The organism is Streptomyces solicavernae (genome assembly GCF_029968095.1).
GTDB lineage: Bacteria > Actinomycetota > Actinomycetes > Streptomycetales > Streptomycetaceae > Streptomyces > Streptomyces solicavernae.
Map to the genome: position 1 here is coordinate 18,957 of NZ_JASCIR010000030.1, position 25,385 is coordinate 44,341.

The following is a 25,385-nucleotide window of genomic DNA, read 5'->3' on the forward strand; positions in this document are numbered from 1 at the left end:
CGACGCTCTTTGTGCCTTTTCTACCGTACGGTCGGAGCAGCTCGGGGGCGTTGTCAGTGGCGGCTGCAAGACTCGCATCTGTGAGCGAACGCTGGGTCCTGGCCCTGGCCGACGACGGCCGCGGAGCGCTGCTCGTCCCCGTCGACGGGGCCGGGCGGCCGCTCGGTGACGCCGTGCGCGAGCCGGACCTCGTGACGGCCGTGCGCGCCCGCCCGGAGGTCTACCGCTGGGTGTGGCGCTCGACCGCCGAGGTGTACCCGCGGCTGCTGGCGGCCGGGGTCCGGGTGGAGCGGTGTTACGACATCGAGGACGCCGAGCAGCTTCTCCTCGCCCACGAGGGCCGCCTCGGCGAACCCCGCTCCGCGGCCGCCGCCCGGGCCCGCCTGCACGACCGCCCGGTGCCTCCCGACCCGCCGCAGCGCGCCGCCGAACCCGGCTCGCAGTCCTCCCTCTTCGAGCCGGGCCCTGTTCACGTACCGCTGGAGGGGCTGCTTGAGGTGTACGCGGACCAGCTGCGGCGGCACGAGCGGGCGCTGCATCCCGGCCGGATGCGGCTGCTCACCGCGGCCGAGTCGGCGGGCATGCTGGTCGCCGCCGAGATGAACGCCTCCGGGCTGCCCTGGAGCGCGGACGTCCACAAGCAGGTGCTGCGCGAACTCCTCGGCGAGCGGTACGCGGGCGGGGGCGAGCCGCGCCGCCTGGCCGAGCTGGCGGACGAGGTGTCGGCGGCGTTCGGGCGGCGGGTGCGGCCCGACCTCCCGGCGGACGTGATCAAGGCGTTCGCGCAGGCCGGGATCCGGATCAGGTCGACCCGCAGAGGGGAGATCGAGACGCTGGACCACCCGGCGGTGCGGCCCCTGGTGGCGTACAAGAAGCTGTACCGCATCTGGGTCGCGCACGGCTGGTCCTGGCTCCAGGACTGGGTGCGGGACGGCCGCTTCCGCCCCGAGTACCTGCCGGGCGGCACCGTCACCGGGCGCTGGGTGACCAACGGCGGCGGCGCCCTGCAGATCCCGAAGGTCATCCGGCGCGCGGTCGTCGCCGACCCGGGCTGGCGGCTCGTCGTCGCCGACGCCGACCAGCTGGAGCCCCGGGTGCTCGCGGCGGTCTCCGGCGACCCGGGCCTCACCGAGGTCGCGGCCCGCGCGGACGACCTCTACCAGGCGGTGTCCGACCGCGCCTTCTCCGGCGACCGGGACGCGGCCAAGCTCGCGGTCCTCGGCGCGGTCTACGGCCAGACATCCGGTGACGGCCTGAAGAACCTCGCCCTGCTGCGCCGCCGCTTCCCGCGCGCGGTGGCGTACGTGGACGAGGCGGCCCGCGCCGGCGAGGAGGGCCGCCTCGTCCGCACCTGGCTGGGCCGGACGAGCCCGGCCGCGGCGGGGGCCGAGGAGCAGGGGGAGGCAGGGATTCCGGTCCCGCCGGAGGAGGGCGGCCAGGGCACGGACCGCGGGGGCGGCGGCACGGGCGAGGCGGCGGACCGGTCGGCGGGCGGTTCGGCGGAGCCGGACGAGTGGGTGCCGGGGTACGCGTCCACCAACTCCCGCGCGCGCGGCCGCTTCACCCGGAACTTCGTCGTCCAGGGCAGCGCGTCCGACTGGGCGCTCGTGCTGCTGGCGGCGCTCCGCCGGGCCACCGCGGACCTGGCGGCCGAGCTGGTCTTCTTCCAGCACGACGAGGTGATCGTGCACTGCCCGCAGGAGGAGGCCGAGGCGGTCGTCGAGGCCATCGGCGCGGCCTCGCTCGAAGCGGCCCGGACGGTCTTCGGCGAGACGCGGGTGCGGTTTCCGTTCAGCACGGCGGTGGTGGAGTGCTATGCGGACGCGAAGTGAGAGGGCTTACGCAGTCGGCCCGGGCACGGTCGACTTGGGCACCCTTGATCGCCCTGCGGGCTCGACTGACCGCCCTGCGGGCTCGACTAACCGCCCTGCGGGCTCGGCTGACCGCCCTGCGGGCTCGACTGACCGCCCTGCGGGCTCGTCCTCAAGCGCCGGACGGGCTGATGGTGAAGTGCCGCTCCACCTCCGCCCAAGCGACCTCACCCAGCGTGCCCGGCGACCAGCGCGGTTCGCCGTCCTTGTCGACGAGTTTGGCGCGTACGCCCTCGACGAAGTCGGCTCCGGCGAGCGCCGCGCAGGAGACCCGGTACTCCTGGTCGAGCACCGCGTCGAGGGTGCCGAGCGCGCGGGCCCGGCGTACGGCCTCCAAGGTGACCTTCACCGCGGTCGGCGAGTGGCCGAGGATGCGTGTGGCCGCCTCCTTCGCGGGACGCTCGCCGTGGTCGACGAGCCGGTCGACGATCTCCTCGACGGTTCCGGCGGCGTAGCACCCGTCGATCCACGGCCGCTGTTCCGCAAGCGGGGACGGCGGAGCGGGCGCGGCGAACTCCGCGAGCACGTCGGCGAGTTGGCGTCCGTCGAGCGCCGCGCGCAGCTCGGGCAGCCGCTCGGCGGGCACGAAGTGGTCGGCGAACCCGCAGTGCACGGCGTCCGCGCCGGTCATGGCGTCGGCGGTGAGCGCGAGATGCGTGCCGAGCTCGCCCGGCGCGCGACCGAGCAGATGCGTGCCGCCGACGTCCGGCACGAACCCGATGCCCACCTCCGGCATCGCGACCCGCGACCGCTCGCTGACGATCCGCACCCCGCCGTGCGCGGACAGCCCGACGCCGCCGCCCATGACGATGCCGTCCATGAGCGCGACGTACGGCTTGGGGAAGCGCGCGATGCGGGCGTTCAGGCGGTACTCGTCCCGCCAGAACGCGCGCGCCGCCGCCCCCTCGTCCGTCAGCGCGGAGTCCCGGACGGCGCGGATGTCGCCGCCCGCGCACAGGCCGCGCTCCCCCGCGCCGTCCAGTACGACGTACGCGATCCGCTCGTCCCGCTCCCAGCGCGCGAGGGCCGCGTCGATCAGGCGGACCATGTCATGCGTCAGGGCGTTCAGGGCGCGCGGCCGGTTCAGGGTGAGCCACCCGGCGCTGCCGCGCACCTCCCGGACGACCTCCGCCTCGGACACCTCGGACACCTCAGCCACCTCGGACACCTCAGCCACCTCAGCCACCTCGCCCCTCGACACGCGTGCCCCGCAGGGCAGTCCCGTACGACCCCGGCTGCTCCGCGTGACCTGCGGCCGAGCGTAGTCGGCACCTCGCAGCCCCGGACCACGCCCCCTCGGCCTGCACCCCTGCGTACCGCCTGCGTACCGCCCCGACGGCGGCTCGGCGCCGGGAGACTAGCCCTGGTGGTCCTGGGCGGACCCTCCGTCCGCGGGCCCTGCGTCGGCCAGCCCTCCGCCCGCGGGCCCGCCGTCGGCCGCCCCTCCGTCGGCCGCCGGATCGATCAGCGCGCGCTGCGCCACCGCCACGAACTCGTCCCGCGCATCGGCCAGTTCATCGGGCCGCACATGCCGACGCAGACCGTCGACCACGAGCCGAGCAGCCGCGGACACCTCCGCCGGGCCTTCCAGTACCACCGCGCCGAGCGCCCCTTGCAGCCGCACCGAGTCGTCCGGCCCACCGCGTCCCGTCCGCTCCGCCAGCATCGCGGCCTCGGCGGCCACCAGGAACTCTCCGTACACCTGGCGCCGAAGCGCGAGCGCACGCTGCCGCGCCTCCGCCCGGATCGTCAGGCGTACCGACTCAAGCAGCGCATCGGCCTGCCGGTCCCCCGCATGCTGCGCCGCCTCCGCCTGCCGGTCTCCCGCATGCCGTGCCGCCTCCGCCTGCCGGGCACCCGCACTGTGGCCGAACCATCCGGCCACGAAACTGCCCCCGAGCGCCGCCACGGCAGCGATCACCCCCACCCACACCTCAGTCATGGGCCCATCCTCACCACGCCCCCACCGCCCCACCCTCCGCTCCCCACAGGTGCGTCAGAGATCACTCCCGGCCGTACGCCCCCACGGCGGCGGTACGATCGGGACATGGCGCCGGACGACCCCGAAGAACCCGCCCTGACCTGCGAGAACGCCCCACCTCACGGACCGCTCCACGGTAGAATCGACGCGACGGGCGACGGGCGACGGGCGACGGGCGACGGGCGACGGGCGACGGGCGACGGGCGACGGGCGACGGGCGACGGGCGACGGGCGACGGGCGACGGGCGACGGGCGACGGGCGACGGGCGAGCGCCGTGTCGTGCTTCTCGCCGCCAGGTCCGCCGTGGCCCTCCACCGGCTGCTCGACGCCGCACCCGCCCTCGCCGGTGACGAACGGATCACCCGCCTCTTCACCCTCGTACCCGGCTCCGAATTCGGCATCGACGCTCTCGCCGCCATCGACGCGGCGGGCGGCCGCCTCGTCCCCTGGGAAGAGGCCCGCACCCGCACCTTCGACCTGATCGTCACCGCCAGCCCGAAGGGCGCACTCGAACTGCTCCACGGCCGGCACGTCCTCCTCCCCCACGGCGCGGGCTTCAACAAGGCCCTCCCGTACGAGGGTTCCGCGGACTCGGCGTCCGGGCTCGACCCCGCCTTCCTGCGCCGCACCCGCCCCGGCGGCGCCGCCCCGACAGCGCTCCACGCCCTCGCCCACCCCGACCAGCTCGACCGCCTCGCCGCCACCGACCCGCAGGCCGCCCGCGCCGCCCAAGTCATCGGCGACCCGACCCTCGACCGCCTCCTCGCCTCCCGCCCGCTCCGCGAGCGCTACCGGACCGCCCTCGGCACCGGCCCCCGCACCCTCCTCGCCCTCGCCTCGACCTGGGGCCCCGACTCCCTGCTCCACCGCCACCCCGGACTGCCCGCCCGGCTCGCGGCCCATCTCCCGTACGATTCCTACCAGTTGGCCCTGATCGTCCACCCCAACGAATGGAGCCGGCTCGGCGCGTACGAGCTGGCCGAACGGCTCGCCCCCGCACTCGACGCGGGCCTCGTCCTCGCCCGCCCGCGCGAGGAGTGGGCCGCCGTCCTCCTCGCCGCGGACGCCCTGGTCACCGACCACGGCTCGGCCGCGCTGTACTTCGCCGCCGCCCAGCCGCCGGGCGACGCACGGCCGGTCATCGGCGTCCACGACCGCGCGTACGGGAGCCGTCTCAGCGGCGAGCTGATTCCGGGCAGCCCCATGCACGTACTCCTCGGCCGGGCACCGGAGTTGAAGCTCGACGAGACCGGCGCCCCCGCCGACACCTTGCGGCAGGTGGAAAGCGCCCTGCGCGCCTACGACCCCGGGATCGGCCGGGCCGCCGCCGAGGCGGCCTTCGCGTACCCGGGCGAGGCGACGGCCCGGCTGCGCGAGGAGCTGTACGCCCTCCTCGGCCTCACCCCACCGGCCACCAGCACCGGCCGCACCCCACCGCGCCCGCTGCCCGTACCCCTCTCGGACCCGACAGCGGCGCCGCCCCGCTCACCGGCGGCGTTCGACGTCCACGCGACGTTCGACGTCCACGCAGCGTTCGACGTCCACGCGGGGATCGACGTCCACGCGGAGATCACGGACGGGACCGCGGACGGGACCGCGGACGGGATTACCGGTGGGGTCGTGGAATCCGGCGGCCCCGCCGACCCCGGACCGCCCCGGGTCGTCCGTCTCACCCGTCACCCCGCCGGTCTCGGCCCGCCCGGCCATCACCTCGCCGCGGAATACGGTGCCGCAAGCGAGCCCCTGATCCGCTCCGCGGGCCTCCTCTACCGGTACGCCTCCGAACCCGCGGCGCCCGGTCTGGCCTGGTCGGCCGAGGGCTGGCTGCGGCACGCCCTCGACTCGTACCCGGGCTGCCGCACCGCCGCCGTTCTCCTGCCGGCCGGCGCCTGCCTGCTGCGCGCCCGCGCGCACGACCAGACGTACGCCGTCGAGGCCGGGCCGCACGCCGAGGACGGCGGCCGGATCGCCCGTATCGACCCGGCCCTGGCCGCATCCGCCGTGCATGCCTCGCCGGACGCACCCGCAGCGGGCGATGAGCTCAACTGCCTGGTCGGGAAGCGCCAGTTCCGCCTCCGAATCCGCGCCGCCACACCGCCCGAACGCAGCCAGACCATCTGATCCACACGCCTCAAACCACGCGCCTCAATGCACGCGTCCCAACCCACCCGCCTAATCCACCAGCCCGTTCCGTCGCCGGATCGCATGCGCCGCCTCACGGTGCTCAGCGGCATCCGCACCGCGCCCGTCCTCCTCGGCCAGTGCGGCGAGCGCGTCCTGGATCCGCGCCTGATCGAACCCGGACCGGCGGCCACGCGCACTCGCGAGGGCCTGCTCGTACAGCTCACGCGCCCGGCCCAGCCGCCGAACCCCGGCCTCCGGTTCCTCGTCCGTGCAGGCCGCCGCCCCACGGAGTTCCCGCTCGACACCGGCCAGCGCGAACGCCGTGCGCCCCGTCATCCGCTGCCGCTCCAGCTTGACGGCCCGTGCGTGCGCGTCCGAAAGCAGCTCGTGCGCGGCCTCGGTCTCGCCCAGCTTCCACCGGGCCTCGCCCAGCCGGTACGTCTGCAGCATCACGCCGTAGTCGGATCCGGTCAGGGTGCGGTGGATGTCACGGGAGCGGACGAAGTACGCGGCGGCCTCGGCCCATGCACCGCGCGCGCCGCTCAGCATCCCCTGGAACTCGGTCACCGAGGCGGTCAGCCTGCGGTCCTCGGTGCCGTCTCCCAGCAACCGGAGTGCGGCCGCGGCCGCACTCAGCTCCCGCTCCGCCTCCTCGAACCGCCCCGACTCCCAGAGCGGGCGCGCCAGTTGACACCGCGTGCGGGCGATCCAGGCCGCATGCCGACCGTCCCGCACCGCCCCCTCGACGGCATGCCGGAACACCTCGACTACCTCCGGCTGGTACGGGTGATCGAGCGCGTACGTCCACAAGGGCTCGGAGAGCGCGACCGCCTCGGCGTCCCTCCCGTACGCATGGGCCGTCCGCACGCAGGCGAACAGCGCGTGCCGCTCCTCGTACAGCCAGCGCGCCGCCCGTGCGACCCGCGCCTCCCGCTCGGCGCCGTGCGCGGCCCGCGGATCGTCCAGTGGTACGTCCGGCGCGCCGGGCACCTCCTCGTACCGGTCCGCCACGGTCAGGCGCTCGCCCGCGGCATACCGGTCGGCCAGCTGCGCCTGTCGTACGAACCAGCGCAGGATGCGCGTACGCGCCTCGGTGACCTCCCGCTCCGTGGCGTCGCGTCGCGACCGGCGCAGGGCGTGCGCGCGCAGCGGACCCGGCAGGCGGAGCGGAAGCCCCTCCGTCACGGCCCGTTGCAGATCGAGGAAGCCGACCCGGTCCAGCTCCTCCAACGCCTGCGTGCAGGAGTCCTCGCCGAGGCCGAGCAGCGCGGTCGCCGAGGGGACGGTGAAGGTGGCGGCGGGGTGGTGCGGCAGCAGCCGGTAGAGCAGTGCGGCGGGCGGCGACAGGTCCTCGTACACCGTGTTCCAGAGGTGCTCGACGCCATCCACGCCCCGCTCGTCGAACTCCCCGCGCAGCTCCTCGACAAGCCGCGGCAAGGGCCGCAGCGGGGAGGCGCGCACCCACTTGCCGGTGACGTGCAGCGCCATCGGCAGCCCTTCGCAGAGCCGCACCAGGGCGCGTACGTCCTCCTGGCCGGCGGTCGGCCGGGAGCTGCGGACGATCGACTCCATCAGCTCCGTCGCGGCGCGCTCGCCGAGCGGCGGCAGCGGGAGGTCCACGGCCCCGCCCTCCAGCTCACGCAGCGGACCGTGGCCGGCCGCTATGACGACACAGCCGCCGGAGGCCGGAAGGAGCGGTTCCAACTCGGATGCGTAGCGGACGTTGTCCACGACCAGGATGAATCGCAGGTCGCGCGTCAGGCTCCAGTACTGCTTGCTCCGCGCCCTGAACTGCGCCTCCACCAAGGCGGATTCGACCCCGAGCGAGCGCAGCAGCTGTTCGAGCACCTCCCCCGGGTCGGCCACGCCGCGCAGCCGGAAGTCGTCCAGATCGACCGAGAGCACTCCGTGCGGGAACCGCTCCAGCTGGCTGCGGGCCAGGACGCCCGCCAGCTCCGTCTTCCCCAGCCCGGCCGGTCCCCGCAGCGCGAGAATCAGCGGCCGCGCCCGCCCCTGCCACTCCGTGACGGCCCGTAAGGCCCGCGCCTTCTCCTCGTCCCGATTCACGAAGTACACCGGCTCCGGCGGAAGTTCGACCCTCATACGTCCCCCTGACAGCGCTGCTGACGATGACGCCGAGGTTACTGGGGTCCAGCCATCCCCGATCCAGCCATCCCGATCCAGTCATCCCGATCCAGCTATCCCGATCCAGTCATCCCGATCCAGCCATCCCCGCCGAACCCCACCGTAGAACTGGTGGACTAATTACACTCTCGGTTGCACTCCGTCCGTCGCCGCTCCTCCTCCACCACCTCCCCCACGGGACACCCATGTCTGCAGCCATAGCCCTGATCGTCGTCGGGCTCCTGCTCCGGCAGCTCGACCGAGTCCGTCACCTGCGCAAGCCCAGGACGCTGACGGCGGCCGAGGCCATGTCCCTGCAGCGGACGCGCGCGACGGTCTGGGTGCCGGCACTCCTGCTGGCCGGGGAGTGGATCCAGATAGCGGGCTGGTGGCTCCTGGCCGGGGTCGAGCCGCTACTGGCCGTCCTCGCCGCGGTGGCGGTCGGGGTGCACTTCAGACACCTGCAGGAGATCAGCCACTTCGCGGTACACGGTGTGCTGGCTCGCGGCCGCCGCGCCAACGTGATGCTGGCGGAGGTCTTCGTTCACCTGCCGATGGCGCTGGGGCCCGTGTCCGAGCGCAGGACCCGGCACGTACGCGACCACCACCCGAACGCGACCGTCGGCGGGGTCGATCCGAACCTTGAGGAACTGCGGGCCGCCGGCCTCGTGCCCGGTGCGGCGCGGGGCGCGGTGACGCGTGCGGCGGTCCACCCGCTGACGCTTCGCGGGCTGCGGGACACGGTCAGCGGTCTCGGGCAGAGCCTCGCCCGCCCCGAGCGGGCCGCCGCGGTGGTGCTGGTGGCGGTGGCCGCGTACGCGGTGGGCGGTTGGACCGGGCTCGTGGCCGGGGTGATCGTGCCCCGGCTGTGGCTGTATCCCCAGCTGGCCTGGCTGTCCCTGCTCGGGGAACACACCTGGTTCGACCCGCAGCGTCGCACCGGAAGCCGGGCCGAGATCGAGGCGGGTCGCTGCCTGCGCCTCTACCCGGAGGGTCCGGTTCTGGCGGCCGTGGCGGCGGTCACCTGGCTCCCGTACGGCGACCTCCACCATTACGCGCACTCCGCCCACCCCGCCGTACGGTGGAACTACCTGCCCGCGGTGGAGCGGGAGTTGGCGCCCCCGCACTGCACTCCGGCGGCCCTCCTGCTCGGGTCGGGCTCGCTGCTTGCGCGGCATCGTCGTGCTCTGGCCGGGGAGCGGGAGGCCTCGGCAGGGGTGGCCGCACGCGGCGGGCGGCAGGGGAGCCTGACTCCGTAGGGCGGCCTGCCGGTTCAGAGGCTGTCGTAGGCCTGCCGGTGCCGAGGCTTTCGAGGCTTTCGTGGGGTCTGCCGGTGCCGAGGCTTTCGTAGGGCCTGCCGGTTCAGAGGCTTTCGACGACGTCGGCGGCCTGCTGCGGGTCCCAGGCGTCCATCAGGGGACGGACCGCATCCCGGTACGTGCGCAGAGCTGTGGTCGCACCCAAGCCGTGCTCCCAAGCCCGGGTGCAACCCTCGGAGTAGCCCTCGATCCCCTTGAAGAAGACGGTGGAACGCCCCTGGGTGTACGCCGCGTCGCCCTGCTCGTCCTCGATGAGGACGGCCGCGTCGCCGAACACCACCGTGTCGACGGTGTCCTGCTGGCGCAGATGTTCACGCACGGCCAGGCCACAGATGACACCGAGCTCCTGATGGTGGTCGATCAGCTTCAGCAGGGGGCGTACGAAGTCCTCGTCGACGAGGTCCTGGCGCCGCACCACGAACAGCCGGTCGATGCGCCCGCCGGAGTCGATGAACCGGCGGTTGGCGTCGAGGTACTCGCGGCGCCCGGTGAGCACGTGCGGATCGGTCGTCCGGTCGACGGCCAGGATCCGCTGCGGCTGGGTTTCCGTCGCGATGAGAGCGTCGACGAGCATCACCGAAGTCAGGGGCACAGCAGGCCCGTTGACGGTGAGATACCCGTCCGCGATCCTCCGGTACTCGGTGGTCAGCGACCTCTCGACCTGCGAGCGGATCCGGTCGTAGAAGGGCGGGTTGTCCATGGCCTCGATGCTGTTCGTACGACGCAGCCGAATGTGGGTCCTGTCCGACCACAGGCGGGTGACCACGAAGAAGAGGATCAGCGCCTCCTGCCCGACAACGAGCAGCACCAGGTTGACGTGCCCGACGACCCAGGCCGCCACGGGCGCGGCCAAGGAGACGATGCCGATCAAGGCACTGAGCGCCTTGTTGTTGAGTGCGTCGATGATCCGCGTCATCAAGTCAGGCCGCTGAGCCATGAGTTCCCCCTCGATACGTTGTGTCGCGCACCCTCTGCCCCTCCGCTGCGCCCCCTGCCCTGCCCTACCCTCCCCTGCGCCTCCCCGCGCTCAGGCGGGACGCTTCAGGCTCCGGGCGAGGTCGGGGCGAATGCGTAGTTGATCTCCCACAGATCGCCCGGCACGACCCAGTCGGCGGTCTCCACCGCGCGGCCGTCCTCGGCGTAGTGGGTGCGCTCGATGAGCGTGGCCTGGGCGCCGGTCGCCAGGCCGAGCAGCTGCGCCTGGTCGCGGTCGAGCCGCACCGGGTGCGGGACTTCGACGACTCGGGTGACCGCGATGCCCAGGTGCCTCATACGCGCGACAACGCCCCGCCCGCGGAGCGGTCCCCCCTCGGGCAGAACGACGGGGCTGCCCCCGGTGACGGCCATCGGCTCCCACGAGACCGCCAGCAGAACCGGCTGGGCCTCCGTGAAGAACTCGTACGTGGTGACCACGCACAGGTCGCCCTGACCGATCCCGAGCCTGGCCGCGGTCTCCTGGCCGGCCGGGACTTTCGCGGTACTGCGCGACTCCCAGGTGCCGGTGAACCCGGCCGGCGCGGGCGTCGCCATGTCCGTGCTCGTACGACGCAGGACGCGACGCTCGCGAGGCGCCCGGACGAAGGTTCCGGAACCGGCCCGCCCCTCAAGCAGGCCCTCCTCGATCAGCGCCTCCTGCGCGCGGCGCACGACGTTGTCGCCGACGCCGAATTCCGTACCGAGAGTCGCCCGGGAGGGCAGCCGGTCGCCGACGGCCCAGACGCCGTCCGCAACACGGTCGCGCAGCAGTTGCGCAACGCGCAGGTAGGGGGCCGGACTCGCCGATCCGGATGCACCCATGCTGCTCCTCACCTGCAAGGTCAACTTCACGGGCTTGACAATTTAACCCACCGCCTAAAATCTGGTTAACCAGAATCTCGTACGGTGACCGAAGGGTTCGGAGGGTTCGGAGGGTGATGTCCGGAGCGTCAGCACCGCCCCCCGACGTCCTGCGCGCCTACGCCGCCCTCAACGACCTGGCCGGCCACCCACCACGCCTGCACAGCGAAGCCGACGGGGCGATCCGCCTGGAACTGCCCGTCACGCCCGCCCTCGCCGCCCGCTGGGACGACCTGCTCGCCGTCCTCGACCTGGGCAGCAGCTACGGCCTGACCGACACCGCCGTCGGCCAGGTGGCCTGGACACGCTTCGACGCGCCTGGGACGGCATGAGGCTCCACCCGGAGAGCGCGGTGGCCCCCATCCCCTTCACCAAGGGCAACGGCGCGGGCAACGACTTCCTCGTGCTGCACGACCCCGACGACCGGGCCGACCTCACGCCGGCCTCGACAGCGCTCCTGTGCGACCGCCGGACCGGCATCGGGGCCGACGGCCTGTTGCGCGCCGTCCGCTGCGCACGCTCGCCCGAGGCCCACCCGTACGCAGGCCGGGCCACGTGGTTCATGGACTACCGCAACCCCGACGGAAGCCTCGGCGAGATGTGCGGCAACGGCATGCGCGTCCTCGCCCGCCACCTCACCCACCACGGCCACAGCGCCCCCGGCCGCCTCACCCTCGCCACCCGCGTCGGCCTGCGCACCGTCGACATCGCCGACGCCGAGCCCACCGGCGACGTCACCGTCCACATGGGACAACCTCACCTGCCGCTGGGCGACGGCGCGTTGACGGTCACCGCCGACGGGCGCTGCTGGCCCGCGCGGTACGTCGACGTCGGCAATCCGCACGCCGTCGCCTTCGTCGACGACCTCGCCCACCCCGGCTCCCTCGCTTCCCCTCCGGCCGTCACCCCGCGCCCGCCGCAGGGCGTCACCGTCGAGTTCGTCCGCGTCCTCGCCCCCGGCCATCTCTCGCTCCGGGTGCACGAACGCGGGGTCGGCGAGACCCCGGCCTGCGGCACCGGAGCCTGCGCGGCCGTCACGGCGGCCCACCGGACCGGCCACCGTCCGCGCGACGGCAAGTACCGCGTCGACGCCCCCGGCGGCACCCTTCACGTACGGGTACTGCCCGACGGCTCCCACACGCTGACCGGCCCGACGGTACTGACCGTGTCCGGATTCCTCACGGCTCATGCCGATGCTTGATGGCCGTGGCTGTGGCCCTGAACTTGGCCGTGGCCGTGGCTGTGGCCCTGAACTTGGCCATGGCCGTGGCTGTGGCTGTGGCCGTGGTCATCAGGCATGGCCCATTTGACCGTCCACATCTCATGCCCTCAGAAGATGCAGCAGCTGGTTGATCGACATCTGCCAAGCGAAAACACAGAACCCCAGGTCGCGATCAACGCGACCTGGGGTTCCAGTGGAGCCGCCTTCGGGATTCGAACCCGAGACCTACGCATTACGAGTGCGTTGCTCTGGCCATCTGAGCTAAGGCGGCAGGCTGCGGGAGTGAGGTCTCCTCCCGTGGGAAGAGGTTCGCATCAGCAGCGGCGCCAAGTCTACAGGGTTGAAACGGGTGCCCATGACCACCCCCGGCCGGGGCCACGGCCAGGGGCTCGGCCGGGCCCCGGCGCCGCCTCGCCGGGGCTCATCGGGGCTCATAGGGGCCCATCAGCACTTCTTCGCGTCCGCCGGCACCTTCCCCTCCAGGAGGTAGCGGTTGATCGCCGAGTCGATGCAGGTGCTGCCGCGGCCGTACGCCGTGTGGCCGTCGCCGTCGTACGTGAGGAGGGTGCCCGTGTCCAGCTGGTCGGCGAGGGCCTCGGCCCACTTGTACGGGGTGGCCGGGTCGCGGGTCGTGCCGACCACCAGCAGCGGGGCGGCGCCCTCGGCGTGGATCTCGTGCGGTTCGCCGGTGGCGCGGACGGGCCAGTACGCGCAGTTCAGCGAGGCCCAGGCGAGGCCCTCGCCGAAGACCGGGGAGGCCTTCTCGAACTCCGGCAGGGCCTTTTCCACCTCCTCCGGCGACGTGAACGCGGGCGGCAGGTCGAGGCAGTTCACGGCTGCGTTGGCGAACATCAGGTTCCCGTACGTCCCGTCGCCGTCCCGCTCGTAGTAGCTGTCGGCGAGGAACAGCAGGCCCGCGCCGTCCTTGTCCTCGATGGCCGTCGCGAGACCGTCGCGCAGCTGGGACCAGGCCGCCTCGTCGTACATCGCGGCGATCACCCCGGTCGTGGCGAGGGATTCGCCGAGCTCGCGGCCCATGCCGGTCGGGATGGGCTTCTTGTCCAGGGAGCGGAAGAATTCCTTCAGGCGCTCACCGGCCTCCTCGGGTGTGCCGGTGCCGAGCGGGCAGTCCTTGCGGCGCACGCAGTCCTCGGCGAAGGACCGGAACGCCGTCCCGAAGCCCTCCGTCTGCTCCAGGTTCATCTGCCGCGCGGGCAGCGACGGGTCCATCGCCCCGTCGAGGACGAGCCGCCCGGTCCGCGTCGGGTAGAGGCTCGCGTACGTCGCACCCAGGAACGTTCCGTACGACGCGCCCACGTAGTGGAGCTTCTTGTCGCCGAGCACCGCGCGCAGCACGTCCATGTCGCGGGCCGCGGCGACCGTCGAGACATGCGGAAGCACCTCGCCGGACTTCTGCTCGCAGCCCTGCGCGAACTTTTTGTACGCGGCGACGAGCAGGTCGGTCTCCGCCTGGTCGTCGGGCGTGGTGTCAGTCTCCGTGTACGCGTCCATCGCCTTGCCGTCGAGGCATTCGACGGGCTCGCTGCGGGCCACGCCGCGCGGGTCGACCGCCACCATGTCGTAGCGGGCGCGGACCGGCTCCGGGTACCCGATGGCCGCGTACGACTGCAGGTACTCGATGGCCGAGCCGCCCGGGCCGCCCGGGTTGACCAGCAGGGAGCCGAGCCGCTTGCCGGGGCCCGTGGCCTTCTTGCGGGCGACGGCGAGCTTGATGTCCCCCTCCTGCGGCTTCTCGTAGTCGAGCGGGGCCTTCATCGACGCGCACTGGAAGCCCGGCACACCGCAGTCGCGCCAGCTCAACTTCTGGTCGTAGTAGGGCTGGAGCTCCTTCGGCGTCTGCGTCGGGAGCGCGGCCTCCGTGTCGTCGGACGGCGTGCTTCCGGAACTCCCGGACGAGCAGCCCGAGACCAGCAGGGCGACGACCGTGAGGAGCGAGCCGCCTGCGCGGATGATGCGGAGCCTGGTTCCCATCCGGGGAGCGTATCCGGAGGGTGGTCGGGCACGCACATTCCGTGGTCGCATCCAGCTGGCGGGACGCCCGCCTCAGCCGCGTCTGAGCGACACCGCCATCGCCTCCACCGCGAGCAGCGGGGCCACGTTCCGGTCAAGTGCCGTACGGCAGGCGGCGATCGACTCGATGCGGCGCAGCGTGGTCTCCGGCGAGCTGCTGTGCGCGATCCGGTCGAGGGCGTCGCTCACCTCGGTGTTGGCGAGGGCCACCTGGGAGCCGAGCTGCAGCGCGAGGACGTCGCGGTAGAAGGCCGTGAGGTCGACCAGGGCGAGGTCCAGGCTGTCGCGCTGCGTGCGCGTTCTGCGGCGCTTCTGCTTGTCCTCCAGGTCCTTCATCACGCCCGCCGTGCCGCGCGGCATGCGGCCGCCCTGTGCCGCGCCGAGCGCCGCCTTCAGCTCCTCGGTCTCCTTGGCGTCGACCTCCTCGGCGACCTGCTTGGCGTCCTCCGCCGCAGCGTCGATCAGCTCCTGCGCCGCTCTCAGGCAGCCGCCGATCTCCTCCACGCGCATCGGCAGCTTCAGGACGGCCGCCCTGCGCGCGCGGGCCCGCTCGTCGGTGGCGAGGCGGCGGGCCCGGTCGATGTGGCCCTGGGTGGCGCGAGCGGCGGCGGCCGCGACGTCCGGCTCGATGCCGTCCCTGCGGACCAGCAGGTCGGCGACCGCCTCCACCGAGGGCGTACGCAGCGTCAGGTGGCGGCAGCGGGAGCGGATCGTGGGCAGCACGTCCTCCAGGGAGGGCGCGCAGAGCAGCCAGACCGTGCGGGGGGCGGGCTCCTCCACGGCCTTCAGGAGGACGTTGCCCGCGCCTTCGGTGAGGCGGTCGGCGTCCTCCAGGACGATGACCTGCCAGCGGCCGCCGGCGGGCGAGAGCTGCGCCCGGCGGACGAGCTCGCGCGTCTCCTTCACGCCGATGCTGAGCAGGTCCGTGCGCACGACCTCCACGTCCGCGTGCGTACCGACCAGGGAGGTGTGGCAGCCGTCGCAGAAGCCGCAGCCCGGGGTTCCGCCGAGGGCGCGGTCCGGGCTGACGCACTGGAGGGCGGCGGCGAAGGCGCGCGCGGCGGTGGCGCGGCCCGAGCCGGGCGGGCCGGTGAACAGCCAGGCGTGCGTCATCTTGGAGGCGTCGGCCACCGTCTCGCCGGTGGCCTCGGCGGTCACCAGGGCGTCGGCGTCCCGGGCGGCGGCGTCGAGCTGCGCCGCGACGCGCTCCTGTCCGACCAGGTCGTCCCATACGGGCATGGCGCCCCCCTTGCCTTTCCTGCTGCCTGACCCTGCGACGTCCATTGTGGAGCAGAGGTCTGACAATCGAGCCCGAGCCCGGCCCGGCCCCGCCTACACGGAAGGGCGGCAGGCGCACGTACGCGCCCACCGCCCCTCACCGGAGACTCCGGTCACCGCCGCCCTCGGCGCTTCCCGCCCCGTCCCTCGCCGTCGTCCTCCCGCGGGCCGAGCAGCTCGTCCGCCAGCGTCGGCAGGTCGTCGAGCGGGGTCTCCTCCGCCCAGTCCGGCCGGGGGCGGGCGGCGCGCGGCGGGAGCGCGTTCGGATCGACCTGCGGGAGCTCGGCGGTGCGCTCGTTGTCCGAGCCGGCGGACGGCCCGGGCTGCTCGTCGCGGAAGATGCCGTGCGGCGCGCGGTCCGCCGGGGCGTCGGCCGGGTGGGCGTCCCGCACCCGAGGCATCACGGTCGTCTCGTCGGCTGCGCCCTGCGGGGCCGACGGCTGGGGTTGCGGGGCCGACGGCTGGGGCTGGGGCTGCGGCAGGACGGCGGTCTCCTCGGAGTCGGCGCCGCCGGCCACCGGAAGGACCGTGGTCGCGTCGGAGTCCGCGTCCGCGGCGGTCCCGCCGGACGACTGCGGCCGGACGATCGGCGTCTGCAGCGTGGCCTCGTTGTCGGAGGCGGTGCCGGACGCGGAGCCGGTGCCTGTGCCGGAGGCGAAGCCGGTGCCTGTGCCGGAGGCGGAGTTGGCGGGGCTGCCGAAACCGGAGGTCGTACCCGCGTCGCGCTGCGGCCCCTGCGCCTGCCCCTGCCCCTGCCCCTGCGCCGAACCCGAAGGGCCGGACGCCGTCGCCCGGCGGGCCTCCTCCGCGCGGAGCAGCGCCTCCTCGGCCTTGCGCTGCTTGTCCAGGCGGCGCTCCTCGGCCTCGGCGCGCAGCCGGGCCTCCTCCTCGGCCTGAGTGCGGCGGCGCTCCTCCTCGGCGGCCCGCACCTTCTCCTCGGCCTCGCGGCGCTTGCGCTCCTCCTCGGCGAGGCGGCGGGCCTCCTCGGCGCGCTGCCTGGCCTCCTCGGCCTGGCGCTCGGCCTCGCGTCGGCGGGCCTCCTCCAGCTCGCGCCGCTTGCGCTCCTCCTCCTCGGCGCGCAGCTTGGCCAGCTGCTCCTGCCGCTCGCGCTCCAGACGCTCTTCCTCGGCCTTGCGCGCGGCCTCTTCCTCGGCCTTGCGCCGGGCCTCCTCCTCGGCCGCCTTACGGGCCTCCTCCTGCGCCGTCACCTCGGCGTCGGAGAGCGGCAGCATCTGGTCGAGACGGTGGCGTACGACGGTGGTGACCGCCTCCGGCTCCTGGCCCGCGTCCACCACCAGGTAGCGGCCCGGGTCGGCGGCGGCGAGCGTGAGGAAACCGGAGCGCACGCGCGCGTGGAACTCGGCGGGCTCCGACTCCAGGCGGTCGGGGGCCTCGGTGAACCGTTCCCGCGCGGTCTGAGGGGAGACGTCGAGCAGCACGGTCAGATGCGGTACGAGTCCGTCCGTGGCCCAGCGCGAGATGCGGGCGATCTCGGTCGGCGAGAGGTCGCGCCCGGCGCCCTGGTAGGCGACCGACGAGTCGATGTACCGGTCGGTGATCACGACGGCGCCGCGCTCCAGGGCGGGCCGTACGACCGTGTCGACGTGCTCCGCGCGGTCAGCGGCGTACAGCAGGGCCTCCGCGCGGTGCGAGAGCCCGGCCGAGGAGACGTCGAGCAGGATCGAGCGGAGCCGCTTGCCGACCGGGGTCGCGCCGGGCTCGCGCGTGAGGACGACCTCGTGGCCCTTGGCCCTGATCCACTCGGCGAGCGCTTCGGCCTGCGTGGACTTGCCCGCGCCGTCGCCGCCCTCCAGGGCGATGAAGAAGCCGGTGCGCGCGGGCGCCTGCTCGGGCTCGGCACCGCGCAGCGCCTCACCGAGGTCGCGCCGCAGCGGCACCCCGGAGCGGTCGTCGGTCTTGGCGAGGACCAGGGCAGCGACGGGCAGCAGCAGCGCACCGGCCAGCATCATGGTGAACGCGGCCCCGCCGTGCGCGAACACGAACTTGCCGCTCTCCAGCCGGTGCGGCCCGATCACCGCGGCGAGCAGCGGTGCGGAGAGCGCCCCGAGCGCGACCAGGACCCGTACGACCGCCTGCAGATGTTCGGTGGTCCGCGCGCGGCGGTGGTCCTCGACCTCCAGGTCGAGCAGCGCGTGCCCGGTGTGGGCGGCGACCCCGGCCGCGTACCCGGAGAGTGTCACGAGCAGCAGGACCGTGGTGGAGTCGGGGACCAGGCCGGCCGCGAGCAGGCCGATGCCCGTCACCGCGACGGCGAGCGCGAGCAGCCGGCGGCGCGACAGGGCGGGCAGCACGGACCGCGCGGAGCGGATGCCGACGACGGTGGCGCCGGTCAGGCCGGCCACGAACAGGCCGAAGAGCACAGGACCGCCGTCCAGGTCCACGGCGTGCAGCACGGCCACGGCGACGGCGGCCGCGATCGCGCCGGCGACCGCCGCGCAGGCGAGCACGAGCAGCGGGGCGGCGTTGGTGCGGCCCTTGTCCACACCGGAGGCGGTCTTCGGGCGGCGCAGCCCCTCCAACGGCGAACGGGCGCGCGGTGTCTGCGCGTCGGGCAGCTCCAGGAAGTACACGACGGAGAGCGAGGCGGCGAACAGCCCGGCCGCGACGTACGACGCGAGCGCGACCTGGTGCAGCGCGAACCAGTCGATCCCGGCGCCGAGCAGGTTGCCGATCAGCGTGACGGCGAGCAGGGCGAGCGCGGCGAGCGGCAGCGCGATGAAACCGGTGCGCAGGGAGAGTCGGCGCAGCGCCTCCAGGTGGTCCGGCAGCGGCCGCACCGTGGCGCCCTCGGGCGGCGGCGCGGGCAGCAGGGCGGGCGCGGCGCTCTCCCGGGACACGGCCCAGAATCGCTCGGCGACACCGATGACGAAGCCGCTGACCAGCAGCGCGGCCAGGGCGTTGTCGGGCGTCCAGTCGATCCACAGCGGCGCGATGATCAGCAGCGCGGCGCGCAGGCCGTCGGCCACGATCATCGTCCAGCGGCGGTCGAGCGGACCGCCCGCCCGGCGCCCGCCACCACTCTTGTTCGAACTCGCTGCGCTCCCCCCGGATCCTGACGTCAGCGAGGTGAGCGGGCCGAGCAGCACCGCTCCGAACAGCAGCGTGGCGAGGACGCGCACGCCGAAGACCGCCGCGACGGCGAAGGCCGCCCCGCGGTAGCCGCTCCCGAACGCGCCTTCCGCGACCGCCGCCTGAAGTGCCAGGACGACGAGGACGAGAAGCGCGAGTGCGTCGCCGACACTGCCCACGAGGTGTGCGCTCCACAGCCGCTTGAGCGGCGGGTTGCGCAGGAGTGCGCGGACGGCGCGTTCCCGGGAGTCGGCGACCAGGGCGTCGTCGGGGTCGTGGCTCACGACCGTTGGCTGCTCGGCACGCGTCATCCCGTCAGCCTATCGGGAACGACTGACAAACCGGGGGCCCGGCCGAACATACGGCCGGATGCGATCAAGGCAACACGGCCGCGGAAACGAAGGCGGGGCGGACCGAACGAGTCGGTCCGCCCCTCAGGGTCCGGCCCCCGGAAGGGGCGGTCGCGTCAGTCCTCGGCAGGCACCTTCGCGGACGCGGTCTTCTTCGCTGGGGCCTTCTTCGCGGCGGCGGTCTTGGCCGTGGCCTTCTTCGCCGTCGTTGTCTTCTTGGCGGCTGTCTTGGCGGCTGTCTTGGCGGTGGTCTTCTTGGCTGCCGTCTTGGTGGCCGTCGTCTTCTTGGCGGCCGTCTTCTTCGCCGCGGTCTTCTTCGCCGGGGCCTTCTTGGCGGTCTTCTTCTTCGCCGGGCCCTTGGCGCGCTTCTCGGCGAGCAGCTCGAAGCCGCGCTCCGCGGTGATCTCCTCGACGGAGTCGGCCGCGCGCAGCGTCGCGTTGGTCTCGCCGTCCGTGACGTACGGGCCGAAGCGGCCGTCCTTCACGACCACCGGCTTTCCGCTCACCGGGTCCTCGCCGAGCTCCTTCAGCGGCGGCTTGGCGGCGGCGCGGCCACGCTGCTTCGGCTTGGAGTAGATCTCCAGGGCCTCTTCGAGCGTGATGGCGAAGAGCTGCTCCTCGGTCTCCAGGGAGCGGGAGTCGGTGCCCTTCTTCAGGTACGGGCCGTACCGGCCGTTCTGCGCGGTGATCTCCACGCCCTCGGCGTCCGTGCCCACCACGCGCGGCAGCGACATCAGCCGCAGGGCGTCGTCCAGCGTGACCGTGTCCAGGGACATCGACTTGAACAGCGACGCCGTGCGCGGCTTGACCGCGTTCTTGCCGGTCTTCGGGGTGCCCTCGGGGAGGATCTCCGTGACGTAGGGGCCGTAGCGGCCGTCCTTGGCGACGATTTCGTTGCCGCTGTGCGGGTCCGTGCCGAGCGCGAAGTCGCCGCTGGGCTTGGCGAGCAGCTCCTCGGCGTACGCCACGGTCAGCTCGTCCGGAGCGAGGTCGTCCGGAACGTCCGCGCGCTGGTGGTTCTCCTCGCCCTTCTCACCGCGCTCGATGTACGGGCCGTACCGCCCGACGCGCAGCAGGATGCCTTCGCCGACCGGGAAGGAGGAGATCTCGCGGGCGTCGATCGCGCCCAGGTCGGTGACGAGTTCCTTGAGGCCGCCGAGGTGGTCCCCGTCGCCGTTCCCGGCATCGGACGCGGAACCCGCCGCATCGCCCTCGCCGAAGTAGAACCGCTTCAGCCACGGCACGGCCTGGGCCTCACCGCGCGCGATGCGGTCGAGGTCGTCCTCCATCTTGGCGGTGAAGTCGTAGTCGACCAGCCGCCCGAAGTGCTTCTCCAGGAGGTTGACCACGGCGAAGGACAGGAAGGACGGGACGAGCGCCGTGCCCTTCTTGAAGACATAGCCGCGGTCGAGGATCGTGCCGATGATCGACGCGTACGTCGACGGGCGGCCGATCTCGCGCTCTTCGAGCTCCTTGACCAGGCTGGCCTCGGTGTAGCGGGCCGGGGGCTTGGTGGCGTGGCCGTCGACCGACATGTCGTCGGAGGACAGCGCGTCGCCCTCGCCGACCTGCGGCAGGCGGCGCTCGCGGTCGTCCAGCTCGGCGTTCGGGTCGTCCGCGCCCTCGACGTACGCCTTGAGGAAGCCGTGGAAGGTGATGGTCTTGCCGGAGGCGCTGAACTCGGCGTCGCGGCCGTCGGAGGCGGTGCCGCCGATCTTGACGGTGACGCTGTTGCCGGTCGCGTCCTTCATCTGGGAGGCGACGGTCCGCTTCCAGATGAGCTCGTAGAGCCGGAACTGGTCACCGGTCAGACCGGTCTCGGCGGGAGTGCGGAAACGGTCACCCGAGGGACGGATCGCCTCGTGCGCCTCCTGCGCGTTCTTGACCTTTCCGGCGTACGTGCGCGGCTTCTCCGGCAGGTAGTCGCTGCCGTAGAGCTGCGTGACCTGCGCACGGGCCGCGGACACAGCGGTGTCCGACAGCGTCGTGGAGTCCGTACGCATATAGGTGATGAAGCCGTTCTCGTACAGCTTCTGCGCGATCTGCATCGTGGCCTTCGCGCCGAAGCCGAGCTTGCGCGACGCCTCCTGCTGCATCGTCGTCGTACGGAACGGGGCGTACGGCGAGCGGCGGTACGGCTTGGACTCGACCGAGCGGACCGCGAACCGCGCGTTCTCCAGGGCGGCGGCGAGCGCGCGGGCGTTCGCCTCGTCCAGGTGCAGGGTGTCGGACTTGAGCTGCCCGACGGAGTTGAAGTCGCGGCCCTGCGCGATGCGCTTGCCGTCGACGGTGGTCAGCTTGGCGACGAGATGCGAGGGGTCGCTCTTGTCGCCCGCGCGGCCGGTGCCGAAGGTGCCCGTCAGGTCCCAGTACTCGGCGGAGCGGAAGGCGATGCGCTCGCGCTCCCGCTCGACGACGAGACGGGTGGCGACGGACTGCACACGGCCCGCCGAGAGCCGCGGCATGACCTTCTTCCAGAGGACCGGCGAGACCTCGTAGCCGTAGAGGCGGTCGAGGATGCGGCGGGTCTCCTGGGCGTCGACCATGCGCTTGTTGAGGTCGCGGGGGCTGGCGACCGCCTCCTGGATCGCGGCCTTGGTGATCTCGTGGAACACCATGCGCTTGACCGGGACCTTGGGCTTGAGCACTTCGAGGAGGTGCCACGCGATGGCTTCGCCCTCGCGGTCCTCATCGGTGGCGAGGAAGAGTTCGTCGGACTCCTTGAGGAGGTCCTTGAGCTTCTTGACCTGCGCCTTCTTGTCGGCGTTGACGACGTAGATCGGCTGGAAGTCGTGCTCGACGTCCACGCCGAGGCGGCGCACCTCACCCGTGTACTTGTCGGGGACTTCTGCGGCGCCGTTGGGGAGGTCGCGGATGTGCCCGACGCTCGCTTCGACGACATAACCAGGGCCGAGGTAGCCCTTGATCGTCTTCGCCTTGGCAGGCGACTCGACGATGACGAGTCGGCGGCCGCCGTGTGCGGTCTCGCTGGTCGGGGACAACGTTGGCTCTTCTCTCCGGTCGACGCTCGGTGGCTCTGCGGTGGCTCCGCGGTCGCGCTCTTGCGCTCCGTACGGCCTCGCACGGGGGCTCGTACACCTTCATTACGGTGACGCCGTACGCGTTCCTACGGTGACGCTGCGGAGTGTGACGGTACAGCCCGCCCCCGTGTCAAACGGGAAAAGTCCGCAACGGCCACTCGAACGGTAACCCGACTACCGGCATTCCTGCCGCCCGGAGTGTCTACCCGCTCTTTCGGCAATATCCGGAATCGCGCCTCTCGGATTCCACCCGCGCGTCACCCGGGAGCCGCCCCGGTGTCAGGCCCGGTACGCGTCCGGCACCAGGTCACAGCCGCGAGAAGCACCACACGCCGAGCGCCAGGGACGCCACGCCGACGGCGGTCGCGAGCGCGACGGATGCGACCGGGCTCACACCCTGGGCGACCGGCGCACGATGCCGCACCCGGGCGCCGGTCCACAGCAGCAGTGCGGCTCCGAACAGCGTGAACACCGCTCCCGCGAAGATCGCCGGTCCGCTCTCCATGCCCGTATCCTCCCCGCCGGTGCCCAGGGCTCGGAGGCTGACACGGCCGGGACACGCCATGAACACCTCTGGGCGTCCCGGACGCGAACCCGGCGTGAAGACCGGGCGTGACGGCGGGCACATCCCGAGGCCTGGCAGCAGGCTGGGCGGCAGTCCCGCCGTCAGGCCCGGCGCCTACCCCGGGAGCTCAGCCGGGTCCAGGAAGCCCTGCTCCACGAGGAGCCTGATCTGGTCCGGCGTACGGTCGCGCAGCAGCACCGGGTCCTCGCCGACCAGCTGCGCGATGGCGTCCAGGATCCGGCCCGCGCTGAGCGTGCCGTCACACACCCCGGCGAATCCGGCGCCGACCGTGTCCACCTGGGTGGCCCGGCGCATGCCGCGCTGGCTGCGCAGCACCACGTGCTCCGGGTCCTCGGCGCCCGGCAGCCCGACCTGCTCCTGCACGACTCCTTCGGCCAGCTTGAAGTGCCCGGCGAGCAGCGCGGCGTCGTCGGTGTCCCGCAGGTAGTCCTGGCGCCGGAAGTGGGCCAGGACCTCGTCACCGAGGGGCTGCTCGACCGGGTGCGGCCACTCCTCGACGGTCACCGAGGGAGTCTCGGCGCCCGTCTTCCTGAGCGTGATCCAGCCGAAGCCGACCGCCTTGGTCTTACGGGCCTCGAACTCGTCCAGCCAGGCCTCGTATCGCGTGGCGTACGCCTCCGGGTCCTGGCGGTGGTCACCGGCGTCGCGCAGCCACAACTCCGCGTACTGCGTGATGTCCTGCACCTCGCGCTGCACGATCCAGGCGTCGCAGCCGCGCGGCACCCACGAGCGGAGCCGGTCCTGCCAGTCCTCCCCTTCCACGTGCTGCCAGTTGGCGAGGAACTGCGCGTATCCCCCTTCGTTCAGTCGTTCCCCCGCCTCCTGAACGAGCGAGCGGCACAGATCGTCCCCGCTCATCCCGCCGTCCCGGTAAGTGAGGCGCGCGCCCGGGGAGATGACGAACGGCGGGTTGGAGACGATCAGGTCGTACGTCTCGTGCTCGACGGGCGCGAAGAGCGAGCCCTCCTTGAGCTCCGCGGGAGCCGCGCCGGAGAGCGCGAGGGTGAGGCGGGTGAAGCTCAGCGCGCGCGGGTTGAGATCGGTCGCGGTGACCCGCGTCGCGTGCTGGGCGGCATGCAGGGCCTGGATGCCGGAGCCGGCGCCGAGGTCGAGTGCGGCGGAGACCGGGGCGCGCACAGTGATCCCGGCGAGCGTCGTGGAGGCCCCGCCGACGCCGAGCACCACCGCCGTGTCCGCCGGACGGCCCCCGCCCCCGATGCCGCCGGCGCCGCCGACCGCGCACCCGAGGTCGGACACGATGAACCAGTCCTCACCGTCGGGCCCGCCGTAGGGCCGTACATCCACCGTGGCCCGCAGCTGGTCGCCGTCCTGGGTCAGCCAGCCGTCGGCGAGCAGGTCGTCCACGGGCAGAACCGCCGCCACGCGCGCGTGCGCGACGCTCTGCTGCAGGAGGAAGAGGCGGACGAGCGCCGCCGGCGGTCCGTCCTCGCGCGTGGCGCGCAGCGCGGGCACGGTCTCGCTCCTGGCGAGCGCGGCGTAGGCCGGGGCGCCGAGGAGTTCGAGGAGTCCGTCGGCGGTGAAGTCGGCGTCGAGGAGGGCCTTCCTGAGGCGGTCGGCGACTTCGGGGCGGTCGGTCGTGGGCAGCGTTGTCGTACTCACCCGTCCATTGTCCTCTTCCGGGCCGGTTGCTTCGCGCGCACCTAGGCCGACTCAGGCGGGCGGCGGGACACGGGCATCGCGAAAAGGCCCTGCACGCATGCGTGCAGGGCCTTTTCGAAATCCGCCTCTTAAGGGAGGTGCCGGAGGGCGTTACGCCTTCGACGGGCCGGGGGCCGTGGACGGGTTGGCCTTGCAGGCGTCCTGCTTCTTGATGGCCGCGCCGACGTCGCCCTCAAGGAGCGCGTTGAGGGCGCCGTCGCCCTGCTTCTGGATCTTGCCCAGGTCGTCTGCGACCTTCTGCAGGCCCTCCGAGAACGCCTTCAGGCCCTCGGGCGACTGGTCCTTGGCGTCCAGGCCGTCGACGTCCTTCTTCAGCTTCTCGTACGCCTTCGACGCCTCGTTGAGGTCCTTGATGGCGTCCTGCTGGATCTTCTCGCCGTTGTCGACGGGCGGCGGGCCCGCCTTCTCCAGGGCTCCGGCGATCGCCTTGTCGGCGTCAGCGATGGCCTTGAACGCCTCCGAGTCGGCCTTCTGGATGTCCTCCGGCTTGCCGTCGGCTGCCGTGGAGACGATCTTCTGCTGCGCCTTCACGCTCTTCTCAAGCTGCGGCTGGATCTGGCCGCACAGCGACTTGGCCCAGTTGTCGAGCTTCTCTTCGTCGCTGTCACCGCATCCCGACAAGGCCAGTACCAGTACCGCACCGCCGGACAGTGCGGCTGCGAGCTTCTTGTTCACCGGATTGGTCCCTTCCATGGCTCTCGGCCCCGGAACATACACGCCGAGTGGGCGACAGCAGCAGGCCGGACGCCCGATTCAACACCCATTGCAGCCATTTGCACCAAGGGAGAGGAGAGTCACTGAAACAAAATGTCGGCGCATGACGCAACAAGGCGGGCGGACGAGGCATCAAA

The 25,385-nt window shown here is 72.8% G+C and carries 17 protein-coding genes and 1 tRNA gene; 5 read left to right on the forward strand and 13 right to left on the reverse strand.

Translation table 11 applies throughout. The annotated features are described in order from the left end of the window. Nucleotides 1–80 precede the first annotated feature (80 nt). Nucleotides 81–1,832 (forward strand): bifunctional 3'-5' exonuclease/DNA polymerase, encoded by a 1,752-nt coding sequence (locus QIS99_RS25935; RefSeq protein ID WP_282516069.1) that lies wholly within the window; start codon nucleotides 81–83, stop codon nucleotides 1,830–1,832. Between the two features lie 151 nt (nucleotides 1,833–1,983). Here QIS99_RS25935 and QIS99_RS25940 read toward each other — a convergent pair whose 3' ends face one another. Together QIS99_RS25940 and QIS99_RS25945 are read right to left on the reverse strand one after the other, a co-directional pair. Then, nucleotides 1,984–3,012, reverse strand: a complete 1,029-nt coding sequence (locus QIS99_RS25940; protein WP_408909636.1) for an enoyl-CoA hydratase/isomerase family protein — start codon at nucleotides 3,010–3,012, stop codon at nucleotides 1,984–1,986. A 216-nt stretch (nucleotides 3,013–3,228) separates the two neighbouring features. Continuing rightward, nucleotides 3,229–3,813: a hypothetical protein gene (locus QIS99_RS25945; protein ID WP_282516070.1), complete on the reverse strand. Its 585-nt coding sequence runs from the start codon at nucleotides 3,811–3,813 to the stop codon at nucleotides 3,229–3,231. A gap of 319 nt (nucleotides 3,814–4,132) precedes the next feature. Here QIS99_RS25945 and QIS99_RS25950 point away from each other — a divergent pair, with 319 nt between their 5' ends. Further along, a complete protein-coding gene (locus QIS99_RS25950; RefSeq protein ID WP_282516071.1) occupies nucleotides 4,133–5,974 on the forward strand; it encodes a translation initiation factor 2 in 1,842 nt (613 codons plus the stop codon). Between the two features lie 51 nt (nucleotides 5,975–6,025). Here the strand turns inward: QIS99_RS25950 and QIS99_RS25955 are convergent, their stop codons facing one another. Then, a complete protein-coding gene (locus tag QIS99_RS25955; protein ID WP_282516072.1) occupies nucleotides 6,026–8,080 on the reverse strand; it encodes a hypothetical protein in 2,055 nt (684 codons plus the stop codon). 227 nt (nucleotides 8,081–8,307) lie between these two features. On the opposite strand from QIS99_RS25955, the gene QIS99_RS25960 reads away from it, so the two are divergent. Then, nucleotides 8,308–9,360, forward strand: coding sequence for a fatty acid desaturase (locus tag QIS99_RS25960; RefSeq protein ID WP_282516073.1), 1,053 nt, complete (start codon nucleotides 8,308–8,310; stop codon nucleotides 9,358–9,360). Nucleotides 9,361–9,463: 103 nt separating this feature from the next. Here the strand turns inward: QIS99_RS25960 and QIS99_RS25965 are convergent, their stop codons facing one another. Continuing rightward, nucleotides 9,464–10,357 (reverse strand): hypothetical protein, encoded by an 894-nt coding sequence (locus QIS99_RS25965; RefSeq protein ID WP_282516074.1) that lies wholly within the window; start codon nucleotides 10,355–10,357, stop codon nucleotides 9,464–9,466. Nucleotides 10,358–10,461: 104 nt separating this feature from the next. Further along, nucleotides 10,462–11,217 carry a GntR family transcriptional regulator gene (locus tag QIS99_RS25970; RefSeq protein WP_282516076.1) on the reverse strand — a complete coding sequence of 252 codons (756 nt, stop codon included), beginning with the start codon at nucleotides 11,215–11,217 and terminating at the stop codon, nucleotides 10,462–10,464. A gap of 116 nt (nucleotides 11,218–11,333) precedes the next feature. On the opposite strand from QIS99_RS25970, the gene QIS99_RS25975 reads away from it, so the two are divergent. Continuing rightward, the gene (locus QIS99_RS25975; protein ID WP_282516077.1) at nucleotides 11,334–11,588 is read left to right on the forward strand and encodes a hypothetical protein; all 255 of its coding nucleotides are present in this window, start codon (nucleotides 11,334–11,336) and stop codon (nucleotides 11,586–11,588) included. A gap of 20 nt (nucleotides 11,589–11,608) precedes the next feature. Beyond that, entirely contained in the window at nucleotides 11,609–12,457 is an 849-nt protein-coding gene (gene dapF / locus QIS99_RS25980; RefSeq protein ID WP_282516078.1) for a diaminopimelate epimerase, read from the forward strand. Between the two features lie 215 nt (nucleotides 12,458–12,672). Here the strand turns inward: dapF and QIS99_RS25985 are convergent. The 8 genes from QIS99_RS25985 to QIS99_RS26020 form a co-directional block, all read right to left on the reverse strand. Continuing rightward, a tRNA-Thr gene (locus tag QIS99_RS25985) sits at nucleotides 12,673–12,749 on the reverse strand. A 173-nt stretch (nucleotides 12,750–12,922) separates the two neighbouring features. Next, nucleotides 12,923–14,470 carry an alpha/beta hydrolase gene (locus QIS99_RS25990; RefSeq protein WP_282516079.1) on the reverse strand — a complete coding sequence of 516 codons (1,548 nt, stop codon included), beginning with the start codon at nucleotides 14,468–14,470 and terminating at the stop codon, nucleotides 12,923–12,925. Between the two features lie 72 nt (nucleotides 14,471–14,542). Then, nucleotides 14,543–15,748: a DNA polymerase III subunit delta' gene (locus QIS99_RS25995; RefSeq protein WP_282516080.1), complete on the reverse strand. Its 1,206-nt coding sequence runs from the start codon at nucleotides 15,746–15,748 to the stop codon at nucleotides 14,543–14,545. Nucleotides 15,749–15,900: 152 nt separating this feature from the next. Next, complete coding sequence (gene tmk, locus QIS99_RS26000) at nucleotides 15,901–19,188, reverse strand: dTMP kinase (protein WP_282516081.1); 3,288 nt, start codon at nucleotides 19,186–19,188, stop codon at nucleotides 15,901–15,903. A 155-nt stretch (nucleotides 19,189–19,343) separates the two neighbouring features. Beyond that, nucleotides 19,344–22,229: a type I DNA topoisomerase gene (gene topA / locus QIS99_RS26005; protein ID WP_282516082.1), complete on the reverse strand. Its 2,886-nt coding sequence runs from the start codon at nucleotides 22,227–22,229 to the stop codon at nucleotides 19,344–19,346. Between the two features lie 346 nt (nucleotides 22,230–22,575). Continuing rightward, on the reverse strand, nucleotides 22,576–22,773 hold the full coding sequence (locus tag QIS99_RS26010; protein WP_282516083.1) for a hypothetical protein: 198 nt from the start codon (nucleotides 22,771–22,773) through the stop codon (nucleotides 22,576–22,578). Between the two features lie 174 nt (nucleotides 22,774–22,947). Next, entirely contained in the window at nucleotides 22,948–24,474 is a 1,527-nt protein-coding gene (locus QIS99_RS26015) for a DUF7059 domain-containing protein (protein ID WP_282516084.1), read from the reverse strand. A gap of 150 nt (nucleotides 24,475–24,624) precedes the next feature. Further along, nucleotides 24,625–25,209, reverse strand: a complete 585-nt coding sequence (locus tag QIS99_RS26020) for a small secreted protein (RefSeq protein ID WP_282516085.1) — start codon at nucleotides 25,207–25,209, stop codon at nucleotides 24,625–24,627. Between the last annotated feature and the right edge of the window lie 176 nt (nucleotides 25,210–25,385).